22 protein-coding genes are annotated in these 24,546 nt (G+C 72.4%); 17 read left to right on the top strand and 5 right to left on the bottom strand.

Annotation, left to right across the window (positions count from 1 at the left end; all coding sequences use genetic code 11):
- The first annotated feature begins 6 nt into the window (after window positions 1–6).
- From nuoE to ACF1AK_RS05365, 14 genes are all read left to right on the top strand, one after another.
- Window positions 7–741, top strand: a complete 735-nt coding sequence (gene nuoE / locus ACF1AK_RS05430) for an NADH-quinone oxidoreductase subunit NuoE (protein WP_391498021.1) — start codon at window positions 7–9, stop codon at window positions 739–741.
- On the top strand, window positions 741–2,102 hold the full coding sequence (gene nuoF, locus ACF1AK_RS05425) for an NADH-quinone oxidoreductase subunit NuoF (RefSeq protein ID WP_391497452.1): 1,362 nt from the start codon (window positions 741–743) through the stop codon (window positions 2,100–2,102). The genes nuoE and nuoF overlap by 1 nt, the downstream gene beginning before the upstream one ends.
- Entirely contained in the window at window positions 2,099–4,582 is a 2,484-nt protein-coding gene (locus tag ACF1AK_RS05420; RefSeq protein WP_391497451.1) for an NADH-quinone oxidoreductase subunit G, read from the top strand. The genes nuoF and ACF1AK_RS05420 overlap by 4 nt, the downstream gene beginning before the upstream one ends.
- Window positions 4,579–5,937: an NADH-quinone oxidoreductase subunit NuoH gene (nuoH, locus tag ACF1AK_RS05415; RefSeq protein WP_391497450.1), complete on the top strand. Its 1,359-nt coding sequence runs from the start codon at window positions 4,579–4,581 to the stop codon at window positions 5,935–5,937. The genes ACF1AK_RS05420 and nuoH overlap by 4 nt, the downstream gene beginning before the upstream one ends.
- A gap of 6 nt (window positions 5,938–5,943) precedes the next feature.
- Window positions 5,944–6,555, top strand: coding sequence for an NADH-quinone oxidoreductase subunit NuoI (nuoI, locus tag ACF1AK_RS05410; RefSeq protein WP_391497449.1), 612 nt, complete (start codon window positions 5,944–5,946; stop codon window positions 6,553–6,555).
- Window positions 6,552–7,478 carry an NADH-quinone oxidoreductase subunit J gene (locus ACF1AK_RS05405; RefSeq protein ID WP_391497448.1) on the top strand — a complete coding sequence of 309 codons (927 nt, stop codon included), beginning with the start codon at window positions 6,552–6,554 and terminating at the stop codon, window positions 7,476–7,478. The genes nuoI and ACF1AK_RS05405 overlap by 4 nt, the downstream gene beginning before the upstream one ends.
- Window positions 7,475–7,774, top strand: a complete 300-nt coding sequence (nuoK, locus tag ACF1AK_RS05400; protein WP_030300898.1) for an NADH-quinone oxidoreductase subunit NuoK — start codon at window positions 7,475–7,477, stop codon at window positions 7,772–7,774. Before ACF1AK_RS05405 ends, nuoK begins: the two co-directional genes overlap by 4 nt.
- A 13-nt stretch (window positions 7,775–7,787) precedes the next feature.
- On the top strand, window positions 7,788–9,683 hold the full coding sequence (gene nuoL, locus ACF1AK_RS05395; RefSeq protein WP_391497447.1) for an NADH-quinone oxidoreductase subunit L: 1,896 nt from the start codon (window positions 7,788–7,790) through the stop codon (window positions 9,681–9,683).
- 37 nt (window positions 9,684–9,720) lie between these two features.
- On the top strand, window positions 9,721–11,391 hold the full coding sequence (locus ACF1AK_RS05390; protein ID WP_391497446.1) for an NADH-quinone oxidoreductase subunit M: 1,671 nt from the start codon (window positions 9,721–9,723) through the stop codon (window positions 11,389–11,391).
- Complete coding sequence (gene nuoN, locus ACF1AK_RS05385; RefSeq protein WP_391497445.1) at window positions 11,388–13,022, top strand: NADH-quinone oxidoreductase subunit NuoN; 1,635 nt, start codon at window positions 11,388–11,390, stop codon at window positions 13,020–13,022. Before ACF1AK_RS05390 ends, nuoN begins: the two co-directional genes overlap by 4 nt.
- A gap of 301 nt (window positions 13,023–13,323) precedes the next feature.
- The gene (locus ACF1AK_RS05380) at window positions 13,324–14,334 is read left to right on the top strand and encodes a polyprenyl synthetase family protein (RefSeq protein WP_391497444.1); all 1,011 of its coding nucleotides are present in this window, start codon (window positions 13,324–13,326) and stop codon (window positions 14,332–14,334) included.
- Window positions 14,335–14,532: 198 nt separating this feature from the next.
- Window positions 14,533–15,195: a LuxR C-terminal-related transcriptional regulator gene (locus ACF1AK_RS05375; protein ID WP_391497443.1), complete on the top strand. Its 663-nt coding sequence runs from the start codon at window positions 14,533–14,535 to the stop codon at window positions 15,193–15,195.
- 234 nt (window positions 15,196–15,429) lie between these two features.
- Window positions 15,430–17,388, top strand: a complete 1,959-nt coding sequence (locus ACF1AK_RS05370; RefSeq protein ID WP_391497442.1) for a 2-oxoacid:acceptor oxidoreductase subunit alpha — start codon at window positions 15,430–15,432, stop codon at window positions 17,386–17,388.
- Window positions 17,385–18,437, top strand: coding sequence for a 2-oxoacid:ferredoxin oxidoreductase subunit beta (locus ACF1AK_RS05365; protein ID WP_391497441.1), 1,053 nt, complete (start codon window positions 17,385–17,387; stop codon window positions 18,435–18,437). Before ACF1AK_RS05370 ends, ACF1AK_RS05365 begins: the two co-directional genes overlap by 4 nt.
- Before the next feature lie 75 nt (window positions 18,438–18,512).
- Here ACF1AK_RS05365 and ACF1AK_RS05360 read toward each other — a convergent pair whose 3' ends face one another.
- Together ACF1AK_RS05360 and ACF1AK_RS05355 are read right to left on the bottom strand one after the other, a co-directional pair.
- Window positions 18,513–18,899 (bottom strand): VOC family protein, encoded by a 387-nt coding sequence (locus ACF1AK_RS05360; protein ID WP_391497440.1) that lies wholly within the window; start codon window positions 18,897–18,899, stop codon window positions 18,513–18,515.
- A 102-nt stretch (window positions 18,900–19,001) separates the two neighbouring features.
- Window positions 19,002–19,202, bottom strand: coding sequence for a DUF6011 domain-containing protein (locus ACF1AK_RS05355; protein WP_391497439.1), 201 nt, complete (start codon window positions 19,200–19,202; stop codon window positions 19,002–19,004).
- A 44-nt stretch (window positions 19,203–19,246) separates the two neighbouring features.
- Between ACF1AK_RS05355 and ACF1AK_RS05350 the strand changes: the two genes are divergently transcribed.
- Window positions 19,247–20,023 (top strand): TetR/AcrR family transcriptional regulator, encoded by a 777-nt coding sequence (locus ACF1AK_RS05350; RefSeq protein WP_391497438.1) that lies wholly within the window; start codon window positions 19,247–19,249, stop codon window positions 20,021–20,023.
- Window positions 20,024–20,051: 28 nt separating this feature from the next.
- Here the strand turns inward: ACF1AK_RS05350 and ACF1AK_RS05345 are convergent, their stop codons facing one another.
- Window positions 20,052–20,387: a winged helix-turn-helix transcriptional regulator gene (locus ACF1AK_RS05345; protein ID WP_391498020.1), complete on the bottom strand. Its 336-nt coding sequence runs from the start codon at window positions 20,385–20,387 to the stop codon at window positions 20,052–20,054.
- A gap of 215 nt (window positions 20,388–20,602) precedes the next feature.
- Between ACF1AK_RS05345 and ACF1AK_RS05340 the strand changes: the two genes are divergently transcribed.
- On the top strand, window positions 20,603–21,454 hold the full coding sequence (locus tag ACF1AK_RS05340; protein ID WP_391497437.1) for an SDR family oxidoreductase: 852 nt from the start codon (window positions 20,603–20,605) through the stop codon (window positions 21,452–21,454).
- Window positions 21,455–21,623: 169 nt separating this feature from the next.
- Window positions 21,624–22,610 (top strand): EamA family transporter RarD, encoded by a 987-nt coding sequence (rarD, locus tag ACF1AK_RS05335; RefSeq protein WP_391497436.1) that lies wholly within the window; start codon window positions 21,624–21,626, stop codon window positions 22,608–22,610.
- Here rarD and ACF1AK_RS05330 read toward each other — a convergent pair.
- Both ACF1AK_RS05330 and ACF1AK_RS05325 read right to left on the bottom strand, forming a co-directional pair.
- Window positions 22,600–23,484: an ABC transporter permease gene (locus tag ACF1AK_RS05330; protein ID WP_391497435.1), complete on the bottom strand. Its 885-nt coding sequence runs from the start codon at window positions 23,482–23,484 to the stop codon at window positions 22,600–22,602. The genes rarD and ACF1AK_RS05330 overlap by 11 nt on opposite strands.
- Window positions 23,471–24,403, bottom strand: a complete 933-nt coding sequence (locus ACF1AK_RS05325) for an ABC transporter ATP-binding protein (RefSeq protein WP_391497434.1) — start codon at window positions 24,401–24,403, stop codon at window positions 23,471–23,473. The genes ACF1AK_RS05330 and ACF1AK_RS05325 overlap by 14 nt, the downstream gene beginning before the upstream one ends.
- Window positions 24,404–24,546: the final 143 nt, after the last annotated feature.

Genomic DNA, 24,546 nt, shown 5'->3' with positions numbered 1-24,546 from the left:
CTGGGGATGCCGGCGCTGCCGGCCCGGCCCTACCCCGAGGAGGTGCACGCCCGGCTGGCCGCCGACGCCGCGGAGCTGATCGGCCGCTACCCGGTGGCCAGGTCCGCCCTGCTGCCGCTGCTGCACCTGGTGCAGGCCGAGGAGGGCTTCGTCAGCCCGACCGGCATCCGGTTCTGCGCCGAGCAACTGGACCTCACCACGGCCGAGGTCACCGCCGTGGCCACCTTCTACACCATGTACCGGCGCCGGCCCGCCGGCGAGTACCACGTCGGGGTCTGCACCAACACCCTGTGCGCGGTGCTCGGCGGCGACCAGATCTTCGCCGAGCTCCAGGAACACCTCGGGATCGCGAACAACGAGACCACCGAGGACGGCCGGATCTCGATCGAGCACATCGAGTGCAACGCGGCCTGCGACTACGCGCCCGTGGTGATGGTCAACTGGGAGTTCTTCGACAACCAGACACCGGAGAGCGCCAAGCGGCTGGTCGACGACCTGCGCGCGGGCCGCGAGGCCGCCCCCACCCGCGGCGCCCGGCTCTGCTCCTTCAAGGAGACCGCCCGGATCCTGGCCGGCTTCCCCGACGAGCGCCCCGGCGCCGTCGACGAGTCCGGCGCCGGCGGCGCCCCCTCGCTGGCCGGCCTGCGGCTGGCCCGCGGCGAGGCCCTGCCCGGCACCGGCGGCACCCGCGTCGTCTCCCCCCGCCACGAGGGCTCCGGCCAGGAAGGGACCGAAGCGTGATGACCTCCGCCGAGCCGGCCGAGAAGCTGCTCACCCCCGTCCTGTCCGCCTCCTGGGACGACAGCCGCCCCTGGAGCCTGGCCACCTACCGCCGCCACGCCGGGTACGAGGGCCTGCGGGCCGCCCTCGCCATGCCCCCGGACGACGTGATCGCCCTGGTCAAGGACGCCGGCCTGCGCGGCCGCGGCGGCGCCGGCTTCCCCACCGGGATGAAGTGGCAGTTCATCCCGCAGAACGACGGCAAGCCGCACTACCTGGTGGTCAACGCGGACGAGTCCGAGCCGGGCACCTGCAAGGACATCCCGCTGCTGTTCGCCAACCCTCACGCACTGATCGAGGGCATGATCATCGCGTCCTACGCGATCCGCTGCGACCACGCCTTCGTCTACCTGCGCGGCGAGGTCGTCCCGGTGCTGCGCCGGCTCCAGGCCGCCGTCACCGAGGCCTACGAGGCCGGACTGCTCGGCCGGGACATCCTCGGCTCCGGCCTCGACCTGGACATCACCGTCCACGCCGGTGCCGGCGCGTACATCTGCGGCGAGGAGACGGCCCTGCTCGACTCGCTGGAGGGGCGCCGCGGCCAGCCCAGGCTGCGCCCGCCGTTCCCGGCCATCGCCGGCCTCTACGCCTGCCCGACCGTGGTCAACAACGTCGAGTCGATCGCCTCGGTGCCGCCGATCCTGGCCCGCGGCAAGGAGTGGTTCAAGGGCCTGGGCACCGAGAAGTCCCCCGGCTTCACGCTCTACTCGCTCTCCGGCCACGTCACCAACCCCGGCCAGTACGAGGCCCCGCTCGGCATCACCCTGCGCCAGCTGCTCGACATCAGCGGCGGCATCCGGACCGGCCACCGGCTCAAGTTCTGGACCCCGGGCGGCTCCTCCACCCCGATGTTCACCGACGAGCACCTCGACGTCCCGCTCGACTACGAGGGCGTCGGCGCGGCCGGCTCGATGCTCGGCACCAAGGCCCTGCAGATCTTCGACGAGACGACCTGCGTGGTCCGCGCGGTCACCCGCTGGACGGAGTTCTACGCCCACGAGTCCTGCGGCAAGTGCACCCCCTGCCGCGAGGGCACCTACTGGCTGGTGCAGCTGCTCAAGCGGATCGAGGCCGGCGGGGGCACCGAGGGCGACCTCGAAAAGCTCCTCGACATCGCCGACAACATCAACGGCAAGTCCTTCTGCGCGCTGGGCGACGGCGCGGCCAGTCCGATCGTCTCCTCGCTCCAGCACTTCCGGGCCGAGTACGAGCAGCACCTCACCGAGCGCCGCTGCCCGTTCGACCCGGCCGCCTCCACCGTCTGGGCCGACGGCCCCCGCCCCGGCCACCCGTCCGCCACCGAAAGGGAGGTGCACGCGTGACGATCACAGAACCCTCCACCTCCAAGGGCGGCCAGGCCGCGGTCGAGCTGGTCACGCTCACCATCGACGGCGTCGAAGTGCAGGTCCCCAAGGGGACACTGGTGATCCGGGCCGCCGAGCAGATCGGCACCCAGATCCCGCGCTTCTGCGACCACCCGCTGCTCGACCCGGCCGGCGCCTGCCGGCAGTGCATCGTCGAGATCGAGGGCCAGCGCAAGCCGGTCGCCTCGTGCACCATCCCGGTGGCCGAGGGCATGGTGGTCCGCACCCAGCTCAGCTCGCCGGTCGCCGAGAAGGCCCAGCGCGGCGTGATGGAGCTGCTGCTGATCAACCACCCGCTGGACTGCCCGGTCTGCGACAAGGGCGGCGAGTGCCCGCTGCAGAACCAGGCGATGTCCACCGGTGACGCGGACTCCCGCTTCGAGGGGATGAAGCGCACCTACGAGAAGCCGGTCCCGATCAGCAGCCAGGTGCTGCTGGACCGGGAGCGCTGCGTGCTCTGCGCCCGCTGCACCCGGTTCTCCCAGCAGATCGCCGGCGACCCGTTCATCGACCTGGTCGAACGCGGTGCCCTGCAGCAGGTCGGCACCGGCGAGGGCGACGACTTCGAGTCGTACTTCTCCGGCAACACCATCCAGATCTGCCCGGTCGGCGCCCTCACCTCGGCGGCTTATCGTTTCCGCTCCCGCCCGTTCGACCTGGTCTCCTCGCCGAGCGTCTGCGAGCACTGCTCCTCCGGCTGCGCCCAGCGCACCGACCACCGGCGCGGCAAGGTGCTGCGCCGGCTGGCCGGCGAGGACCAGGCGGTCAACGAGGAGTGGAACTGCGACAAGGGCCGGTTCGCCTTCCGCTACGCCCAGCAGCGCGACCGGATCACCACCCCGCTGGTCCGGCGGGACGGCGAACTCGTCGCCGCCTCCTGGCCGGAGGCGCTGGCCCGGGCCGCCGAGGGGCTGCGCGAGGCCCGCACCGGCGTGCTCACCGGCGGCCGGGTCACCGTCGAGGACGCCTACGCCTACGCCAAGTTCGCCCGGGTGGTGCTCGGCACCAACGACGTGGACTTCCGGGCCCGCCCGCACAGCGCCGAGGAGGCCGGCTTCCTGGCCGCCGCGGTCGCCGGGCAGGGCGTGGACCTCACCGGCGAGGGCGTGACCTACCAGGACCTGGAGGCCGCGCCGGTGGCGCTGCTGGTGGCCCTGGAGCCCGAGGAGGAGTCGCCGATCGTCTTCCTGCGGCTGCGCAAGGCCACCCGCAACCGCGGCCTGGCGGTCTTCTCGGTCGCCGCGCACGCCTCCCGGGGCCTCGGCAAGCTGCACGGGGCGCTGCTGCCCGCCGCCCCCGGCACCGAGGCCGAGTGGCTGGCCGCCCTCGCCGCCGACGAGCCGCTCAGCGACGACGCCGGCCGCGCCGCCGGACTGCTGCGCACCCCCGGGGCGGTGATCCTGGTCGGCGAGCGGGCGGCCGCCGCCCCCGGCGCGCTGACCGCCGCGCTGCGCCTCGCGCACGCCACCGGCGCCCGGCTCGCCTGGATCCCCCGGCGGGCCGGCGAGCGCGGAGCGGTCGAGGCGGGCGCACTGCCCGGACTGCTGCCGGGCGGCCGCCCGGTCGACTCCCCGGCCGCCCGGGCCGAGGCCGCCGCCGTCTGGGGCGGGGCCGACCTCCCGGTGCGGCCCGGCCGGGACACCGAGTCCATCGTCGCCGCGGCCGTCGGAGGTGAACTCGGCGCGCTGCTGATCGGCGGTCTCGACCCGGAGGACCTGGCGGACCCGGCGCAGGCCGAGCTGGCACTGGCCGCCGTCCCCTTCGTGGTCTCGCTGGAGCTGCGCCCGTCCGCCGTCACCGCGCACGCCGACGTGGTGCTGCCGGTGGCCGCGGTCGCGGAGAAGGCCGGCACCTTCCTGGACTGGGAGGGCCGGGTGCGGATGTTCGAGGCCGCGCTCAAACCGGACCAGCAGATGGGCCGCCACCTCCACCCGGACCTGCGGGTGCTGAACATGCTCGCCGACGCGCTGGGCCACCGGCTCGGCCTGCCCGACGTCCGCGCCGCCCGGCTGGAGCTGGACCGGTTCGCACCCTGGACCGGCGAGCGCCCGGCCGCCCCGGCCGCCCACCCCGGCGTGCTGCCCCGTCCGGCCACCGGCCAGGCGGTGCTGTCCGGCTGGCGCCTGCTGCTCGACCGCGGTTCGCTCCAGCAGGGCGATCCGCACCTGGCCGGCACCCGGCACCGGGCCGTCGCCCGGATCTCGCCGACCACCGCCGAGGAGATCGGCGCCGCGAGCGCCCCCGCGCTGCGGCTCACCGGCCCGGCCGGCTCGGTCACCCTCCCGCTGGAGATCGCCAAGGAGATGCCGGACCGCACGGTCTGGATCCCGCTGAACTCCACGCCGGGCGGCGCCCACCGCACCCTCGGCACCACCATCGGCCACCTGGTCACCATCGCCCCGGCGCAGGGCACCGAGCCCGACGAGGAGGAGAAGTGAACCCCACCTCGCACCCGCTCGCCGGGTACGACCTCGCCGCGTACGAGACGCTGGGCTTCTTCGGCCGTGACCCCTGGTGGCTGGTCCTGCTGAAGGCGGTGTTCTGCTTCGCCTTCCTGGTCGGCACGGTGCTCGTGGCGATCGTCTGGGAGCGCAAGGTGGTGGCCTGGATGCAGCTGCGCATCGGGCCCAACCGGCACGGCCCGTGGGGCATGCTGCAGTCGCTCGCCGACGGCGTGAAGCTGGCGCTCAAGGAAGACCTCGTGGTCAAGGGCGCCGACAAGGCGGTCTACGTGCTGGCCCCGATCGTCTGCGCGATCCCGGCGTTCATGGCCTTCGCGGTGATCCCGTTCGGCCCGGCCGGCAACGAGGTGTCGGTGTTCGGCACCCGGACGCCGATGCAGCTGACCGACTTCCCGGTGGCGCTGCTCTACATCCTGGCCACCGCCTCGGTCGGCATCTACGGCATCGTGCTGGCCGGCTGGTCCTCCGGCTCGACGTACCCGCTGCTCGGCGGTCTGCGTTCCTCGGCCCAGATGATCAGCTACGAGATCGCGATGGGCCTGTCCTTCGCGGCGGTGTTCATCTACTCCGGCTCGATGTCCACCTCGGAGATCGTCTCCTCGCAGCAGCCGACCTGGTTCGCGGTGCTGCTGCCGGTGTCGTTCATCGTCTACATCGTGGCGATGGTCGGGGAGACCAACCGCGCCCCGTTCGACCTCCCGGAGGCCGAGGGCGAGCTGGTCGGCGGCTTCAACACCGAGTACTCCTCGCTGAAGTTCGCGATGTTCATGCTGGCCGAGTACATCAACATGGTCACCGTCTCGGCCGTCGCCTCCACCCTGTTCCTGGGCGGCTGGCGGGCCCCCTGGCCGGTCTCCACCTTCTGGGAGGGCGCCAACCACGGCTGGTGGCCGCTGCTCTGGATCACCCTCAAGATCCAGTTGCTGCTGTTCTTCTTCATCTGGCTGCGCGGCACCCTGCCCCGGTTCCGCTACGACCAGTTCATGAAGCTCGGCTGGAAGGTGCTCATCCCGGTCTCGCTGGTCTGGCTGGTGATGGTGGCCGCCGTCCGGGCGCTGCGCAACGAGGGCTACGGGTTCGGCGAGGTGGTGCTCTACGTCGGCGCCCCGGTCGGCGCGCTGCTGCTGCTCGGTCTGCTGCGGGACGTCGTCAAGCGCCGGCCGGAGACCGAGGACGGCGCGCCGAGCGGCGAGTTCGACCCGATGGCCGGCGGCTACCCGGTGCCGCCGCTGCCCGGCCAGCAGCTCCCGCCGGTCCCGCGCCGGCGCAGCCGCGCCCCGAAGCAACTCCAGGACGCCCTCAACGGGGCCGACCATTCCGAAGGGAGCTGAACCGAGATGTCGTCCGACCAGAACCCCCGGAGCGACCGGCCCGAGCGGGCCGAGAAGCCGTCCATCCTCGGACCGGCCGCCGGCTTCGGCGTGACCTTCAAGGCCATGTTCAAGAAGCGGCTCACCGAGCAGTACCCGGAGCAGAAGAAGCCCACCGCCCCGCGCTTCCACGGCCGCCACCAGCTCAACCGGCACCCGGACGGCCTGGAGAAGTGCGTCGGCTGCGAGCTGTGCGCCTGGGCCTGCCCCGCCGACGCCATCTACGTCGAGGGCGCGGACAACCGCGAGGAGGAGCGCTACTCGCCGGGCGAGCGGTACGGCGCGGTCTACCAGATCAACTACGCCCGCTGCATCCTGTGCGGCCTGTGCATCGAGGCCTGCCCGACCCGGGCGCTCACCATGACCAACGAGTACGAACTCGCGGACTCCTCCCGCAAGGACCTCATCTTCACCAAGGAGCAGCTGCTGGTCGGCCTCTCCGAGGGCATGGTCGACACCCCGCACGCAATCTTCCCGGGGGCCGACGAGGGCGCCTACTACCGCGGCGAGATCACCGCGGCGGCGCCGGGCACCGAGCGCCAGGAGCGCACCGAGCGGGAGAAGGAGGCGCAGTCGTGACCGCCGCCCCCGCCACCCTCGCCGCCGTCACCGGAGCGACCTCCACCGGCGAGGCCGTCCAGTTCTGGGTGCTCGCGGTGGTCGCCGTCGGCGGCGCCCTCGGCATGCTGCTGATGAAGAAGGCGGTGCACAGCGCGCTCTGCCTGGCCGCCACCATGCTCGCCCTGGCGGTCTGTTACATGGCCCAGGGCGCGGTGTTCCTGGGCGTGGTGCAGATCGTCGTCTACACCGGCGCGATCATGATGCTCTTCCTGTTCGTGGTGATGCTGGTCGGTGTCACCAGCGCGGACTCGCTCAAGGAGCAGCTGAAGGGCCAGCGGTTCGCCGCCGTGTTCTGCGGCCTGGGCTTCGGCGTGCTGCTGGTCGCCGGGATCGCCAACGCCAAGCTGGACACCTTCGGCGGTCTCGCCGAGGCCAACGCCGAGGGCAACGTCCAGGGCCTGGCCCGGCTGATCTTCACCAAGTACGTGTGGGCCTTCGAGGTCACCGGCGCACTGCTGATCACGGCCGCGATCGGCGCCATGGTGCTGACCCACCGCGAGCACGTGAAGGCCCCGAAGACCCAGCGCGAGCTGGCCGCCCAGCGGGTCGCGGACAACCTGCAGGTCCCGCCGCTGCCCGCGCCCGGCGTCTACGCCCGGCACAACGCGGTGGACATCCCGGGTCTGCTGCCGGACGGCACGATCGCCGAGGACTCGGTGATGGCGACCCTGCGCGAGCGCGGCCAGATCCGCGACGTCAGCCAGGAGATGCTGGCCCGGATGGCCGAGCTGGAGTCCACCACCGCCGACTGGCTGGGCCGCCCGCCGTCCGAGCGCCCGCCGGTGACCGGCCCGCGCCAGGCGCTGGAGCCGGTGGCCGCCAACCACACGGCGCCGGCGAACCGCCCGGCGTCCGACCACGACGAGGAGGGGGCGGAGTGAATCCGGTCAACTACCTCTATCTCTCCGCCCTGTTGTTCACCATCGGCGCCTCCGGCGTGCTGATCCGGCGGAACGCGATCGTCCTGTTCATGTGCGTCGAGCTGATGCTCAACGCCTCCAACCTGGCGCTGGTCACCTTCTCCCGGATGCACGGCAACCTGGACGGCCAGATCATCGCGTTCTTCACGATGGTGGTCGCGGCGGCCGAGGTCGTGGTCGGCCTCGCGATCATCGTCTCGATCTTCCGGACCAGGCACTCCGCTTCGGTCGACGACAGCAACCTGATGAAGCTGTAGGCGGAGGACCTCGGTGAACTCTCTCATTCCGCTGCTGGTCGCGGCCCCGCTGGCCGGCGCCGCCCTGCTGCTGCTCGGTGGACGGGCCTTCGACCGGTTCGGCCACTGGCTGGCCACCGCGCTCGCCGCACTGTCCTTCGGCTTCGGCCTCGCGCTGTTCTCGTCCATGCTGGGCCGGGACGCCGAGGAGCGCGCCGTCACCGAGCACCTGTTCAGCTGGATCCCGGTGAACGGCTTCCAGGCCGACGTCTCCTTCCGGCTCGACCAGCTCTCGATGACCTTCGTCCTGCTGATCACCGGTGTCGGCACGCTGATCCACCTGTACTCGGTGGGCTACATGGCGCACGACGAGCGCCGGCGCCGGTTCTTCGCCTATCTGAACCTCTTCCTGGCGGCCATGCTGCTGCTGGTGGTCGCCGACAACTACCTGCTGCTGTACTTCGGCTGGGAGGGCGTCGGCCTCGCCTCGTACCTGCTGATCGGCTTCTGGCAGCACAAGCCCAGCGCCGCGACGGCCGCCAAGAAGGCGTTCATCGTCAACCGGGTCGGCGACCTGGGCCTGTCCATCGCGATCATGCTGATGTTCGTCGAGTTCGGCTCCTTCGCCTTCGAGCCGGTCTTCGCCACCGCCGACAGCGCGAGCGAGGGCAAGCTGACCGCGATCGGCCTGATGCTGCTGCTCGCCGCCTGCGGCAAGTCCGCGCAGGTGCCGCTGCAGTCCTGGCTCGGGGACGCGATGGAGGGCCCGACCCCGGTCTCCGCGCTGATCCACGCGGCCACCATGGTCACCGCCGGCGTCTACCTGATCACCCGCTCCGGGGCGATCTTCAACCTGGCGCCGGACGCCCAGACCGCCGTGGTGGTGGTCGGGGCGGTCACCCTGCTCTTCGGTGCGATCGTCGGTTGTGCCAAGGACGACATCAAGAAGGCGCTGGCCGGCTCGACCATGTCGCAGATCGGCTACATGATCCTCGCGGCCGGCCTCGGCCCGATCGGCTACGCCTTCGCGATCATGCACCTGGTGACCCACGGCTTCTTCAAGGCCGGGCTGTTCCTCGGCGCCGGGTCGGTCATGCACGGCATGAACGACGAGGTGAACATGCGTCACTACGGCGGCCTGTGGAAGCACATGAAGGTCACCTTCGTCACCTTCGGCCTCGGCTACCTGGCCATCATCGGCTTCCCGGGCCTGTCCGGGTTCTTCTCCAAGGACAAGATCATCGAGGCGGCGTTCGCCAAGGGCGGCACCGAGGGCTGGATCCTCGGCCTGTGCGCCCTGACCGGTGCCGCGGTCACCGCGTTCTACATGACCCGGGTGATGATCCTGACCTTCTTCGGCGAGAAGCGCTGGCAGCCGGACGCCGAGGGCCACGAGCCGCACCCGCACGAGTCGCCGCGCACCATGACCGTTCCGATGATCGTGCTGGCGATCGGCTCGGTGCTCGCCGGCGGGCTGTTCGCCTTCAACAGCTCCTTCCTCCACTGGCTGGAGCCGGTCACCGGCCACGAGGAGGGGAACTCCCCGCTCGCCCCGCTGGTGGTCACCCTGCTCACCAGCGCCTGCATGGTGGCCGGCGTCGCGCTCTCGTACCTGGTGTACGGCCGCTCCGCCGTCCCGGTGGTGCCGCCCTACGGCTCCCCGCTCACCCGGGCCGCCCGCCGGGACCTCCTCCAGGACGACGTCAACCACGCCGTCCTGGTCCGCCCCGGCTCGGCGCTCACCGCCGCCCTGGTCTACTTCGACAGCCGCGGCCTGGACGGCTTCGTCAACGGCCTGGCCGCCGTCATCGGCGGCGTCTCCAGCCGGTTGCGGCGGATCCAGACCGGCTACGTCCGCACGTACGCGCTCTCCATGTTCGGCGGCACGCTGGTGCTGGTCGCCACGACTCTCCTGATGAGGTCCGTCTGATGCACCCGGATTACACACGTCGTCAGGAGGCCGAGGCATGAGCGCCCTCCTCACCGCCACCTGCGCGGTCCCGGCGGCCGGCGCGGTGGTCACCGCCGCGCTGCCGGCCGGGACGAGCGAGAGCCGGCGGCGCACTGCCAAGGCGGCGGCGCTGGCCTTCTCCGCCGTCACCCTGGCCCTGGCCGGGGCGGTCGCCGTGCGGTTCGACCCGGACGGCGCGCGCTACCAGCTGACCGAGTCCTACAGCTGGATCCGCTCCTTCGGCATCAGCTTCTCGCTCGGCGTGGACGGCATCGGTGCCGTCCTCGCCCTGCTCACCGCCGTCCTGGTGCCGGTCGTGCTGCTGGCCTCCTGGCACGACGCCGACCCGGCCGCCCCCACGTCCGCCTCCGCGGCCGCGGGCGCCGCCGAGGGGACCTTCGAGAACCGGCGCCGCACCCAGGGCTTCTTCGCGCTCGTCCTGGCGGTGGAGGCGATGGTGATCGTCTCCTTCTACGCCACCGACGTCTTCGTCTTCTACGTCTTCTTCGAAGCCATGCTGATCCCGATGTACTTCCTCATCGGCGGCTTCGGGGACCGCGCCGGCGGCCCGGAGTCGGCCCGTCAGCGGTCCTACGCGGCGGTGAAGTTCCTGCTGTACAACCTGCTCGGCGGCCTGGTCATGCTGGCCGCCGTGATCGGCCTGTACGTGATCGCGCAGGACCAGGGCCTGGCCACCTTCGACCTGCAGACGCTCACCGGCGCGGTCGCCGACGGCCGGCTGCAGTTCAGCGGCCCCGCCGAGAAGGCGCTGTTCCTCGGCTTCTTCTTCGCCTTCGCGGTCAAGGCCCCGCTCTGGCCGCTGCACACCTGGCTGCCGAACGCGATGGGCGAGGCCACCGCCGGCACCGCCGTGCTGATCACCGCCGTGGTCGACAAGGTCGGCACCTTCGCGATGCTCCGCTTCTGCCTCGGGCTGTTCCCGGACGCCTCGAAGACCTTCGGACCGGCGATCCTGGTCCTCTCGGTGATCGGGATCATCTACGGCGCGCTGCTGGCCATCGGCCAGAAGGACATCAAGCGGCTGGTCGCCTACGCCTCGATCTCGCACTTCGGCTTCATCATCATGGGCATCTTCGCGCTGACCAGCCAGGGCCAGAGCGGCGCCACCCTCTACATGGTCAACCACGGCATCTCCACCGCTGCGTGGATGCTGGTGGCCGGCTTCCTGATCTCCCGCCGCGGCTCCCGGCTGATCGCCGACTACGGCGGCGTGCAGAAGGTCGCCCCGGTGCTCGCCGGCACCTTCCTCATCGGCGGACTGGCCACCCTCTCGCTGCCCGGACTGGCGCCCTTCGTCAGCGAGTTCCTCGTCCTGGTCGGCACCTTCACCCGCTACCCGGCGGTGGGCATCGTGGCCACCCTCGGCATCGTGCTCGCCGCCCTGTACGCCCTGCTGCTGTACCAGCGCACCATGACCGGCCCGGTCAAGGAGGGCGTCAGCGGCATCACCGACCTCAAGGCCCGCGAACTCGCCGTGGTGGCCCCGCTGGTGGCGCTCACCGTGCTGCTCGGCGTCTACCCGAAGCCGCTCACCGACCTGGTCAACCCCTCGGTGAACGCGACCCTCTCGCAGGTCCACCAGACCGACCCGGCGCCGGCCCACCCGGTCGCCGACCACGGGAGCGGCCAGGACGGCGCCGCCCGCTCAGGAGGTGAGCACAAGTGAGCAGCACCGGATGGCTCGCCGCCGCCGGCGGCACCCAGAGCATCCCCGCACCGCACATCGAGTACGGCCAGCTCTCGCCGATGCTGGTGGTGTTCGGCGCCGCCGTGACCGGCATCCTGCTGGAGGCCTTCCTGCCCCGGCGGCTGCGGCACTGGGCCCAGGTGGTGACCGCGCTGACCGGTCTGGCCGGCGCATTCGTCGCCGTCCTGGTGCTCGCCGCCCAGGGCTACGGCACCACCAAGGTCGACGCGGTCGCGATGGGCGCGGTCGCCCTGGACGGCCCGACGCTCTTCCTCCAGGGCGTCATCCTGCTGGTCGCGGTGGTCGCGGTGCTGACCTACGCCGAGCGCCGGCTGGAGCCCAAGGCCGGGGGAGCACCGGCCGACGCGTTCGCCGCCCAGGCCTCCGCCACCCCGGGCGGCGAGCAGGAGCGCGGCGCGATCCGGGCCGGCTTCACCACCAGTGAGGTCTTCCCGCTCACCATGTTCGCGGTCGGCGGCATGCTGCTGTTCCCGGCCGCCAACGACCTGCTGACGATGTTCGTCGCGCTGGAGGTCTTCTCCCTCCCGCTCTACCTGCTCTGCGCGCTCGCCCGGCGCCGCCGGCTGCTCTCCCAGGAGGCGGCGGTGAAGTACTTCCTCCTCGGCGCCTTCGCCTCGGCGTTCTTCCTGTTCGGCACCGCGCTGCTGTACGGCTTCTCCGGCACGGTGCGGCTGGGCGAGATCGCCGACGTCATCTCCGGCAACGCGCTGCTCACCCCGGCGCTGGTCTCCTCGACCCAGAACGACGCCCTGCTGCTGGTGGGCCTGGCGATGCTGTCGGTGGGCCTGCTTTTCAAGGTCGGCGCGGTGCCGTTCCACTCCTGGACCCCGGACGTCTACCAGGGCGCGCCGACCCCGGTCACCGGCTTCATGGCGGCGGCGACCAAGGTGGCCGCGTTCGGCGCCGTGCTGCGGCTGTTCTACGTGGCCTTCCCGGCGCTGCGGCTGGACTGGCGGCCGGTGCTCTGGGGTGTGGCGATCCTCACCATGGTGGTCGGCGCGGTCCTCGCCGTCACCCAGCAGGACGTCAAGCGGCTGCTCGCCTACTCCTCGATCGCGCACGCCGGCTTCATCCTCACCGGCGTGATCGCCAGCAACCGGCAGGGCGTCGGCTCGGTGCTCTTCTACCTGCTGGCGTACTCCTTCGTGACGCTCGGCGCGTTCGCCGTGGTCACCCTGGTGCGCGACTCCAAGGGCGAGGCCACCCACCTCTCCAGCTGGGCGGGCCTGGGCCGGCGCTCCCCGCTGGTCGCGGCGGTGTTCGCGCTCTTCCTGCTGGCCTTCGCGGGCATCCCGCTGACCTCCGGGTTCACCGGGAAGTTCGCGGTGTTCCAGGCCGCGGCGGCCGGAGGGGCCACCCCGCTGGTGATCGTGGGCGTGCTCAGTTCGGCGGTCGCGGCGTTCTTCTACATCCGGGTCATCGTGCTGATGTTCTTCTCCGACCCGCAGCCGGGCGGCCCGACCGTCGCCATCCCGAGCGCCTTCACGGCGACCGCGATCGGCGTCGGCGTGCTGGTCACGGTGGGGCTCGGACTGCTGCCGCAGTACTTCCTCGACCTGGCCTCCAAGGCCGTGTTCTTCGTCGGCTGACCGGCGCCCCGGGACGGGCCGGCCGTCCGCCCGGGGCCGGCCGGCCACCCCGTCCACGCCCGGCCGGCCGCCCCGGCGGAGAGCGGGTCGACCGCTCCGCCGACCGTCCGGGCCGCGCCCCCGCGCGCGGCCCGGACGCGTCGTTGGCGTATCGGTGCTGGCCAGCGGGGACGCCCCGGCCATGACAGAGCCGCACGCCCGTGCAGTGATCCACTCGCGACCGGATACCCTGCCTGTATGGCCAGCGGCGGCACTCAGGGACCGGGCCGCTAGATCGACCAGGGACAGAGGAGTGGTCTTCGTGACCGTCGTGGGACCCTTTGGGCTCAGCGTGCAGGACCGCGATCTGACCCGCGACGTCCAGGCCGGGATGGACGCGGTGGAGATCGCGCTCACGGACGCCGTGAAGAGTGACGTCCCGTTCATCACCGTCACCGCCAGCCACCTGATGGAGGCCGGCGGCAAGCGCTTCCGTCCGCTGCTGGTGCTGCTCGCCGCCCAGTTCGGCGACGCCAACGCGCCCGGGGTGGTCCCGGCCGCCGTGGTCGTCGAGCTCACCCACCTCGCCACGCTCTACCACGACGACGTCATGGACGAGGCCCCGGTGCGGCGCGGCGCCCCGAGCGCCAACTCCCGGTGGGACAACTCGGTCGCCATCCTGACCGGTGACTTCCTCTTCTCCCGCGCCTCCCAGGTGCTCGCCGACCTCGGCCCGGAGGCCGTCCGGCTGCAGGCCGACGCGTTCGAGCGGCTGGTCACCGGCCAGATCCTGGAGACCGCGGGCCCCGGTCCGGAGGACGACCCGCTCGACCACTACCTGAAGGTGCTGGCCGGCAAGACCGGCTCGCTGATCGCCGTCTCCTGCCGGATAGGAGCGCTGGCGGCCGGCGCCGAACCCTGGGTGATCGACATCCTCAGCGCCTTCGGCGAGCGGATCGGCATCGCCTTCCAGCTGGCCGACGACGTGCTGGACATCGCCAGCGACGGCCACGAGTCCGGCAAGACCCCCGGCACCGACCTGCGCGAGGGCGTGGAGACGCTGCCGACCCTGCTGCTGCGGCAGATGCCCGCGGACCCGGCCGACCCGGACGACGCCCGGCTGCGCGAGCTGCTGCACAAGGACCTCGCCGACGACGAGCTGCACGCCGAGGCGCTGCGGCTGCTGCGCCACCACCCGGCGCTGGAGCACGCCCGCCGGGAGACCCTGCGGCACGCCGAGGAGGCCCGGGCGCTGCTGGACCCGCTCCCGGCCGGCCCGGCGAAGAACGCGCTCCAGGCGCTCTGCGACTCGGTGGCCATCCGCGCCATGTGACGGCCCGGCGGCCCGGCCGTCCGGCCGCCCGCGGGGAGCCCGCCGGGACCCCGGCGGGAGCAGACCGGCGAGCGGACCGGGAGCGGACCGGGAGCGGACCGGGCGAAAAGCCGCCCCTGGTCCCGGGGCACGCGCGGATGGGGGAGACTGACACCCGTCAGCACCGTGTCCACACCTCCGCCCATCCGGAAGGCCGCCATGCTTCGCGTCGTCATCGCCGAGGACTCCGTCTTGTTGCGGGAGGGCCTGACCCGGCTGCTCACCGACCGCGGCCTGGAGGTCGTGGCCGGCGTCGCTGACGGCGAGGCGCTGATCAAGACGATCCACGACCTGGCCGCCGGCGGCGCGCTGCCCGATGTGGTGGTCTCCGATGTGCGGATGCCCCCCACCCACACCGACGAGGGCCTGCGGGCCTGCGTGACCCTGCGCGGCCTCTACCCGGAGCTCGGCGTGCTGGTCCTGTCGCAGTTCGTCGAGGAGCGCTACGCATCCGAACTGCTGGCCGGTTCCACCCGGGGCGTCGGCTACCTGCTGAAGGACCGGGTCGCCGAGGTCCGCGAGTTCGTGGACGCGGTGGTGCGGGTCGCCGAGGGCGGCACCGCGCTGGACCCGGAGGTCGTCCAGCAGCTGCTGAGCCGCAGCCGCAAGGGCGACGTGCTGGCCGGGCTGACCCCGCGCGAACGCGAGGTGCTGGGGCTGATGGCGGAGGGCCGGACCAACACCGCGGTGGCCAAGCAGCTGGTGGTCTCGGAGGGCGCGGTGGAGAAGCACGTCAGCAACATCTTCCTGAAGCTGGGGCTCGCGCAGAGCCCGGGGGACCACCGGCGCGTCCTCGCGGTGCTCACCTATCTGAATTCCTGACCGGCCGGCCGCCGGACCGTTCGAAGCTGGCGTTCGTGTCCGAACCACATGGTCGATCCAGTGTCCCGAACCGGTCGTTCACGGCGTTTTTCCCGGGTGCGGCGGTGATTTTCCGCCGCATCGGGAAGTTCCGTCCAAGGCAATCCTTACCCGCATAGGATGCGAGAGGTGCACCAGGCGGACGGGGCACACGGCTCACGCCCGCGGCTGGTGCCCACGAGGAGGTCCGCGGCAGTGACCAGTCAGGTCGATCAGTCAGAAGCAGTGGACGGCTCGAACGGGGACGAGGGCCGCTCGGGCCCTGCCGTGCCGGTCGGTCCACAGCACCGGGGCACCAAGCCGATCCGCAAGCTGGACCGGGTGATCATCAGGTTCGCCGGCGACTCCGGCGACGGCATGCAGCTCACCGGCGACCGCTTCACCTCGGAGACGGCGTCCTTCGGCAACGACCTCTCCACCCTGCCCAACTTCCCGGCCGAGATCCGCGCTCCCGCCGGAACCCTGCCGGGTGTCTCGTCCTTCCAACTCCACTTCGCCGACCACGACATCCTGACCCCGGGGGACGCCCCCAACGTCCTGGTGGCGATGAACCCGGCCGCCCTCAAGGCCAACCTCCCCGACCTGCCGCGCGGTGCCGAGATCATCGTCAACACCGACGAGTTCACCAAGCGCGCGCTCGCCAAGGTCGGCTACGGCGCGGATCCGCTGGAGGACGGCTCGCTGCAGGGCTACCACCTGCACAAGGTGCCGCTCACCACGCTGACCCTGGAAGCGCTCAAGGAGAGCGGCCTCGCCCGCAAGGACGCCGAGCGCGCCAAGAACATGTTCGCGCTGGGCCTGCTCTCCTGGATGTACCACCGCCCGACCCACGGCACCGAGTCCTTCCTGCGCACCAAGTTCGCCAAGAAGCCGCAGATCGCCGAGGCCAACATCAGCGCCTTCCGGGCCGGCTGGAACTTCGGCGAGACCACCGAGTCCTTCGCGGTGTCCTACGAGGTGGCGCCGGCCAAGCTGCCGCCGGGCCGCTACCGCAACATCTCCGGCAACCTGGCGCTGTCCTACGGCCTGATCGCCGCTGCCCGGCGCTCCGGGCTGCCGCTCTACCTGGGCTCGTACCCGATCACCCCGGCCTCGGACATCCTCCACGAGCTCAGCCGGCACAAGAACTTCGGCGTGCGCACCTTCCAGGCCGAGGACGAGATCGCCGGCATCGGCGCGGCGCTCGGCGCGGCCTTCGGCGGTGCGCTCGGCGTGACCACCACCTCGGGCCCGGGCGTGGCGCTCAAGAGCGAGACCATCGGCCTGGCCGTCTCGCTCGAACTCCCGCTGCTGGTGGTGGACATCCAGCGCGGCGGCCCGTCCACCGGCCTGCCGACCAAGACCGAGCAGGCCGATCTGCTCCAGGCGATGTTCGGCCGCAACGGCGAGGCCCCGGTGCCGATCGTGGCCCCGGCGACGCCGGCCGAGTGCTTCGACGCGGCACTGGAGGCGGCCCGCATCGCGGTCACCTACCGCACCCCGGTCTTCCTGCTCTCGGACGGCTACCTGGCCAACGGCTCGGAGCCCTGGCGGATCCCGGCGGTCGACGAACTGCCGGTGATCGAGCCGGACTTCGCCACCGCGCCGAACCGCGAGGACGGCGCCTACTGGCCCTACCTGCGCGATCCCCGGACGCTGGCCCGCCCCTGGGCGCTGCCCGGCACGCCCGGCCTGGAGCACCGGATCGGCGGCATCGAGAAGCAGGACGGCACCGGCAACATCTCCTACGACCCGGCCAACCACGACTTCATGGTCCGCACCCGGCAGGCCAAGGTGGACGGCATCACGGTGCCCGACACGGTGGTCGACGACCCTTCCGGCGAGGCCCGGGTCCTGGTGCTCGGCTGGGGGTCGACGTACGGCCCGATCACCGCGGCGGTCCGCCGGGTCCGCTCGGACGGCGGACTGATCGCTCAGGCGCACCTGCGCAACCTCAACCCGTTCCCGGCCAACCTGGGTACCGTGCTGCGGAGTTACGACAAGGTCATCGTGCCCGAGATGAACCTCGGCCAGCTGGCGCTGCTGCTGCGCGCCAAGTACCTGGTGGACGCGGAGTCCTACAACCAGGTGCGCGGACTTCCCTTCAAGGCGGCGCAGTTGGCGGACGTGCTGTGGGCGGCGATCGGCACCCTGGACGAGGAGGACAACCGATGAGCGAGCAGTTCCGCTCGTTGAAGCTGGTCCCGAAGGCCGAGGCGCCGCAGAGCGCCAAGGAGTTCAAGACCGACCAGGAGGTGCGCTGGTGCCCGGGCTGTGGTGACTACGCGATCCTGGCGGCGGTGCAGGCCTTCATGCCGGAACTCGGGATCAGACGGGAGAACACCGTCTTCGTCTCCGGTATCGGCTGCTCGTCCCGCTTCCCGTACTACATGAACACCTACGGCGTGCACTCGATCCACGGCCGCGCCCCGGCGATCGCCACCGGGCTGGCGACCTCCCGGCGGGACCTCAGCGTCTGGGTGGTGACCGGGGACGGCGACGCGTTGTCGATCGGCGGAAATCATCTGATCCATGCACTGCGCCGCAATGTGAATCTGAAGATCCTGCTGTTCAACAACCGTATCTACGGTCTGACCAAGGGCCAGTACTCGCCGACCAGTGAACTCGGGAAGATCACCAAGTCCACGCCGATGGGTTCACTGGACGCCCCGTTCAATCCGCTCTCGCTGGCCATCGGCGCGGAGGCCACCTTCGTCGCCCGGACCATCGACTCCGACCGCCAGCACCTCCAGTCGGTGTTGCGGGCGGCGGCCGAGCACGAGGGCACCGCCCTGGTCGAGATCTACCAGAACTGCAACATCTTCAACGACGGCGCCTTCGAGGTGCTCAAGGAGGCCGGCACCCGGGACGAGGCGCTGATCCGGCTGGAGCACGGGCAGCCGGTCCGCTTCGGCGCGGACCGCGCCCGGGGCGTCTTCCGCGGCGCCGACGGCGACCTGTTCGTCGGCGCCGTCACCGCGGAGAACGAGTCGGCCCTGCTGGTCCACGACGCCCACGCCCCCGGCCCGGCCACGGCGTTCGCGCTCTCCCGGATCGCCGACGCGGACACCCTCCACCACACCCCGATCGGGGTGCTGCGCGACGTCCGCCGGCCGGTGTACGACGAGCTGATGGCCGACCAGTTGGCCACCGCCGCCGCCGACCGCGGTGAGGGCGACCTCGCCGCGCTGCTCACCGGCGGCGACACCTGGACGGTCGACTGAGTCCGGCCGGACCGGCGAGCACGGCGGAGCCCCCGACCCTTCCGGGCCGGGGGCTCCGCCGTCGCCGTACGGCCGCTACCGCTGCTGCCCGGCCCACTCCACGACCTGGACCACGATCCCGTTCGGGTCGGTGACCTGGAAGAGCTTCTCGCCCCACGGCTCCTCGCGCAGCGCCATGGTGATCCTCACCCCGGCGGCCCGCAGCCGCGCCTCCTCGGCGGCCACGTCGGCGACCACGAAGGCCAGGATCAGCCCGGCGGCGACCTGGTCGCGGAAGCCCTCCGGCAGGACCTCGATCCCGCGCGCCAGCAGGACGACGTTCACCCCGGCGCTCGGGTGCCCGAGGGAGACGAACCCCTCGGCCGACATCTGCTCGGCGAACCCGAAGTGCTCCCGCAGGAACGACGCGGACGCCTCGACGTCCTCGACGGTGAGCGAAACGGCGGAGGAAGTGATCTGCATGGTCGATGGCCCTCTCGTCGACTGTTTTACCGTACGCAGTACACTATACGCAGTACGGAGAAACTGGGAACAGTGATCCCGGTCACAGGGGTGCCGCGCGTGCTAGCCCAGCCCGGGCAGCGGGTCCTGGTCGACCTCGTGGCGGGGCACGCGCTCGGCCGGGTCGCGGCACTCGGGGCCGAGGCGGAGGATGCGCGACTCCGGGTCGTGCAGCGGGCGGTGGCAGCGGCGGCAGGTCACCCGGGGGCGGACGGCCTCGGGGGTGGCAGTGCCGGGCAGCGGGTCGGGGTCGGCGGCGGTCATGGCCCCGACGGTACCGGCGGGCCGGGCGTGAAAGGATCGGGTCCATGGCCAGTGACCGCAGCAGCGCCGGGGACCCGGCGCGCACGCTCGCGCTGCTCTGGGGCCTGTCGGCGCAGGAGAAGCCCGGCCGGCGCGGGCCCCGGCAGGCGAAGTCCCCGGCGGAGATCGCCGCCGCCGCGATCGCGATCGCGGACGCCGAGGGGGTGGACGCCGTGACCATGCGGCGGGTCGCCCAGGCGCTCGGCGTCTCGCCGATGGCGCTCTACACCTATGTGCCCGGCAAGGCGGAACTGCTCGACCTGATGCTGGACACCGTCTACGCGGCCATGCCCCGCACCGCCCCCGCCGACGACGGCTGGCGGGCCAGGGCCGCCGCCGTGGCCGAGGACAACCGCGCCCTGTACCGCGCCCACCCGTGGACGGTGGCGGTGGGCACCAGCCGCCCGCCGCTCGGGCCCGGCCTGATGGCGAAGTACGAGTACGAGCTGCGCGCCCTGGAGGGCACCGGTCTGCCGGACGTCGAGCTGGACGCCGCGCTCACCCATCTGCTGGGCTTCGTGGAGACCTGCGCCCGGATGGCGGCGGACGAGCGCGCGGCCCGGCAGGAGAGCGCGATGACCGACGCCCAGTGGTGGGCCGCCAACGCGGACCTGCTGGCCCGGGTCTTCGACGCCGAGCGCCACCCGGTCGCGGCCCGGGTCGGCGCCGCCGCCGGCGAGGCGCACGGCGGCGCGTACGACCCGGACCACGCCTACGCCTTCGGCCTGGCCCGGGTGCTGGACGGCCTGGCGGCCCTCATCGAGCAGCGCGCCGGCTCCTAGTCCGGCCGTCAGCGCCCCCGGCCGGCCGTCAGCGCCCCCGGGCGTCGTACTCGTCGCGGGCGGCCAGGACGACGGGGACGCGCTCCTCGGTCCAGTGCGCCAGCTCGGCGACCAGCCGGGCGGCCTCCCGGCCGAGCGGGGTCAGGCTGTAGTCGACCCTGGGCGGGATGACCGGGTGGGCCTCGCGCAGCACGAAGCCGTCGCGCTCCAGCGTCTGCAGCGTCTGGGCGAGCATCTTCTCGCTCACCCCGGTGATCCGGCGGCGCAGCTCGCTGAACCGGTAGCCGCGCTCGTGCAGTGCGCCCAGGACCAGCACGCCCCAGCGGCTGGTGACGTGTTCCAGGACACCCCGGGAGGGGCACATCCGGTCGAAGACGTCGGGCGGGGGCAGCGGGCCGGCCGGGCTGCCAGGGTCCGCGGAGGGCGCCGGGTCCGCCGGGGGCGCCGGGGATGCGGTGTTCATTACCTGCATGTCAGTACCCTACTTTGAAGTGCGTACTTACGAAAGGTTAGTGCCACCCCTAGGGTGAGTTTCGACGCAGGAAGTTCAACGGACAACCACTCCAAGGGAGCAGCACCATGTACGTCGTCACCGGAGCCACCGGACAGCTCGGCCGCCTCGTCGTCGAGGGTCTGCTGGCCAAGGTCCCCGCGAGCGAGGTGGCCGTGGTCGTCCGCTCCGCCGAGAAGGCCGCCGACCTCGCCGAGCGCGGCGTGAGCGTCCGGGTGGCCGACTACAACCGCCCGGAGAGCCTGGCGGGCGTCTTCGCCGCCGGCGACCGGGTGCTGCTGGTCTCGGGCAGCGAGATCGGCAGCCGGGTGCCGCAGCACACGGCCGTGGTCGAGGCGGCCCGGGCCGCCGGGGTCGCGCTGCTCGCCTACACCAGCGCGCCGGGCGTGGCCACTTTCAAGCTGGCCGACGAGCACAAGGCCACCGAGGCCGTCATCCGGGAGTCCGGGCTGCCCTTCGTCCTGCTCCGCAACGGCTGGTACACCGAGAACTACCTGGGTGACGCGGCCGGCACGGTCGAGCGCGGCGCCGTGGTCGGCAGCGCCGGCCCGGACGGCCGGATCGCCACCGCCCCGCGCCGGGACTTCGCCGACGCGGCGGTGGCCGTGCTCACCGGCGAGGGCCACGAGAACGCGGTCTACGAGCTGAGCGGCGACGCCGCCTGGAGCCTGCCCGAGCTGGCCGCCGAGCTGGCCCAGGCCTCGGGCCGGCCGGTCGCGTTCCACGAGGTCACGCCGGAGGAACACCTGCGGATCCTGGTCGGCGCCGGCCTGCCGGAGGGCTTCGCGGAGATCCTGGTGGACGTCGACGCCGGCATCGCGCGCGGCGAGCTGGCCGGCACCCCGGGCGACCTGGCCCGGCTGATCGGCCGCCCGACCGTCCCGCTGGCGCAGAGCGTGAAGGCCGCGCTGGGCGCCTGAGGCCGCGCCCCACGGCTGTCCGTGACACCGCCCGCGGCCCCGCCGCGGGCGGTGCCGTGCGCACCTCCTCGGGCAATGTCATGACCAAAAACCGAATACGGAGATGACAGGGGCCGCCGCGCCCGCTACCGTCGCCTCGACACTCGTGCGCGCGGAGGGCAGGCGTTCCATGCCGGAGACAACCCAGCAGGAGGCCGGACGCGGCCTTTGGTACGGCTTCGCGGCCTATGGCATATGGGGCCTGTTCCCGCTCTTCTGGCCGCTGCTGGAGCCCAGCGCCGCCGACGACATCCTGGCCAACCGGATGGTCTGGTCGCTGGTCGCGGTCATCCTGCTGCTGGTCGTCCAGCGGCACTGGGGCTGGATCCGCCCGCTGCTGCGCCAGCCCCGCCGGCTCGCCATGCTGGGCGCCGCCGCCACCGTGATCTCGGTCAACTGGGGCGTCTACATCTGGGCCGTCAACGCCGGGCACGTGGTGGAGACCAGCCTCGGCTACTTCATCAACCCGCTGGTCACCATCGGCTTCGGCGTGCTGGTCCTCAAGGAGCGGTTGCGCACCGCCCAGTGGGCCGCGGTGGGCATCGGCGCCCTCGCCGTGGCGGTGCTGACCGTCGGCTACGGGCGGCTGCCGTGGATCGCGCTGACCCTGGCCCTCTCCTTCGCCACCTACGGGCTGCTGAAGAAGACGGTCGGGCTGAGCGGCCTGGAGAGCCTGGCCGCCGAGAGCGCCTTCATGTTCCCCTTCGCCCTCGGTTACCTGGTCTTCCTCCAGCTCTCCGGCCGCGGCACCTTCGGGCACGCCGTGGCGGGCGAGTACGGCTGGGGGCACACCGGGCTGCTGATGCTCAGCGGTGTGATCACCGCCGTCCCGCTGCTCTTCTTCGGCGCGGCGGCCGTCCGGGTGCCGCTGAGCGTGCTCGGCCTGCTCCAGTACCTGGCCCCGGTGTTCCAGTTCCTGATCGGCATCGCGGTCTTCCACGAGTCGATGCCGCCCGCCCGCTGGGCCGGCTTCGCCCTGGTCTGGGCGGCGCTCGCGGTGCTCACCTGGGACGCGCTGCGGCGGGTGCGCGCCGACCGGGCGGCCGTCCGGGCCCGGACGGCCGCCGCTCCCGCCACCGCCGATGCCACCGCCGGGGCGGTGCCGGTCAGGCGGTGATGTCCCGGGAGGTGAACCGGGACCACGCCGCCGAGCCGAACACCGCCACGTAGGCGGCCTGCAGCCCGAGGTTCTTCAGCACGCCGTCCCAGTACATCGGCTCCCGCAGCAGGTCGCCGAAGGTGAGCCAGTGGTGGGTGAAGAGGAACGGCTGGATCGCGTGCAGCTGCGGGAAGCTGTCCAGGATCTGCACCGTGATCACCAGGCCGACGGTGGCCGCCATCGCCGCGATGCCGCTGCCGGTGAGCGTCGAGACGAACAGGCCGATCGCGACCAGCCCGGCCAGTGAGGCCGCCACCACGGCGGCCACCAGCACCGCCCGCAGGGCGGCCGGGCCGAGGCCGATGGTCTCGCCGGAGATCAGCGTGACGTCGCCGACCGGGAACAGCGCCGCCCCCGTGATCACCGCCGAGAGCGCCACGGCCGCCGTCGCCGCCAGGCAGAACGCCAGCCCGGCGGTGAACTTGGCGGCCAGCAGCCTGGTCCGCCCGGCCGGGGCCACCAGCAGGTAGCGCAGGGTGCCGGCGGCCGCCTCGCCCGCCACCGCGTCCCCGGCGACCACGCCGACCGTCATCGGCAGGAAGACCGGCAGCGCCACCGCGAGCGCCGTGAACACCAGGAACAGCCCGTTCTGGGTCACCTGGGCGATGAACGCCGGGCCCTCGCCGCCGCGCGGCCCGTCGGTCTCGATCCGGACCACCACGCCGATCAGCACCGGCAGCACCGCCAGGATGCCGAGCAGCACGATCGTGCGCACCCGGCGGAAGGTCAGCAGCAGCTCGCTGCGGAACAGCGCCAGGAACCCGGCCGCGGTCTGCGGCCGCCGCCCGTGCGCCGCGGCCGCGACCGCCGGCACCGTCTCAGCCCGCGACATCGAAGCCCTCCCCGGTCAGCGCCACGAAGGCGTCCTCCAACGTGCCCCGTTCCACGCCGAAGCCGTGCACCCGGACGTCCGCCGCGACCAGCGCCGCGACCAGCCCGGGCAGCGCGTCCTCGGCCAGCGCGCCGACGTCGCCGTCCACCCGGTCGTCGCCGACCCGGACGTCGGTGACCTTGCGGGCGAGCAGCACCTCACCGGCCCGGTGGGTGTCCGGGGTCCGCACCACCAGCCGGCCCCGGGCCCGGGCGGCCAGCTCGGCGACGGTGCCCTGCACCACCAGCCGGCCGCGCGACATCACCGCGGCGTGGCTGCAGACCTGCTCGATCTCGTCCAGCAGGTGCGAGGAGAGGAAGACCGTGGTGCCCTCGGCCGCGACCTCCCGGACCAGCGCCCGGATCTCCCGCATGCCCTGCGGGTCCAGGCCGTTGGTCGGCTCGTCCAGGACGAGCAGCTCGCGCGGCTGGAGCAGCGCCGAGGCCAGGCCGAGCCGCTGCTTCATGCCCAGCGAGTAGGCCCGGGCCTTCTTGCCGGCCGCGGCGGCCAGACCGACCCGGTCCAGCGCCTCGGTGACCCGCCGCTGCCGGGTGCGCGGATCGGAGGTCGGGTCGGCGGCGTCGAACCGGGCCAGGTTGTCCCGGCCGGAGAGGAAGCCGTACAGCGCCGGCCCCTCGATCAGCGCGCCGACCCGCGGCAGCACCGAGGCGGCCGACTGCGGCATCGGCTCGCCGAGCACCGTCGCCACCCCGGCGCTGGGGGCGATCAGGCCCATCAGCATCCGGATCGTGGTGGTCTTGCCGGAGCCGTTGGGGCCGAGGAAGCCGAAGACGGAACCCCGGGGGACGCTCAGGTCCAGCCCGTCCACGGCGAGCTGGCCGCCGCGGAAGCGCTTGGTCAGACCTCTGGTGCTGATCACGTCGTCGGACGGACGGGAGGGCGAAGCGGCACCGGGGGCCGGGGGCGCCCCCCCCCCCCGCCCCCCCCCCCCCCGACGAAAGACCACACAAAAAGGGAGAAAGGGCACATAACAAAAACACCACCCAACAAGACAAAACCCCA

It is taken from the genome of Kitasatospora sp. NPDC015120 (assembly GCF_043080305.1).
Taxonomy (GTDB): domain Bacteria; phylum Actinomycetota; class Actinomycetes; order Streptomycetales; family Streptomycetaceae; genus Kitasatospora.
Note: the sequence above shows the minus strand (reverse complement) of the source record. Positions and strands in the feature narration are given on the sequence as shown.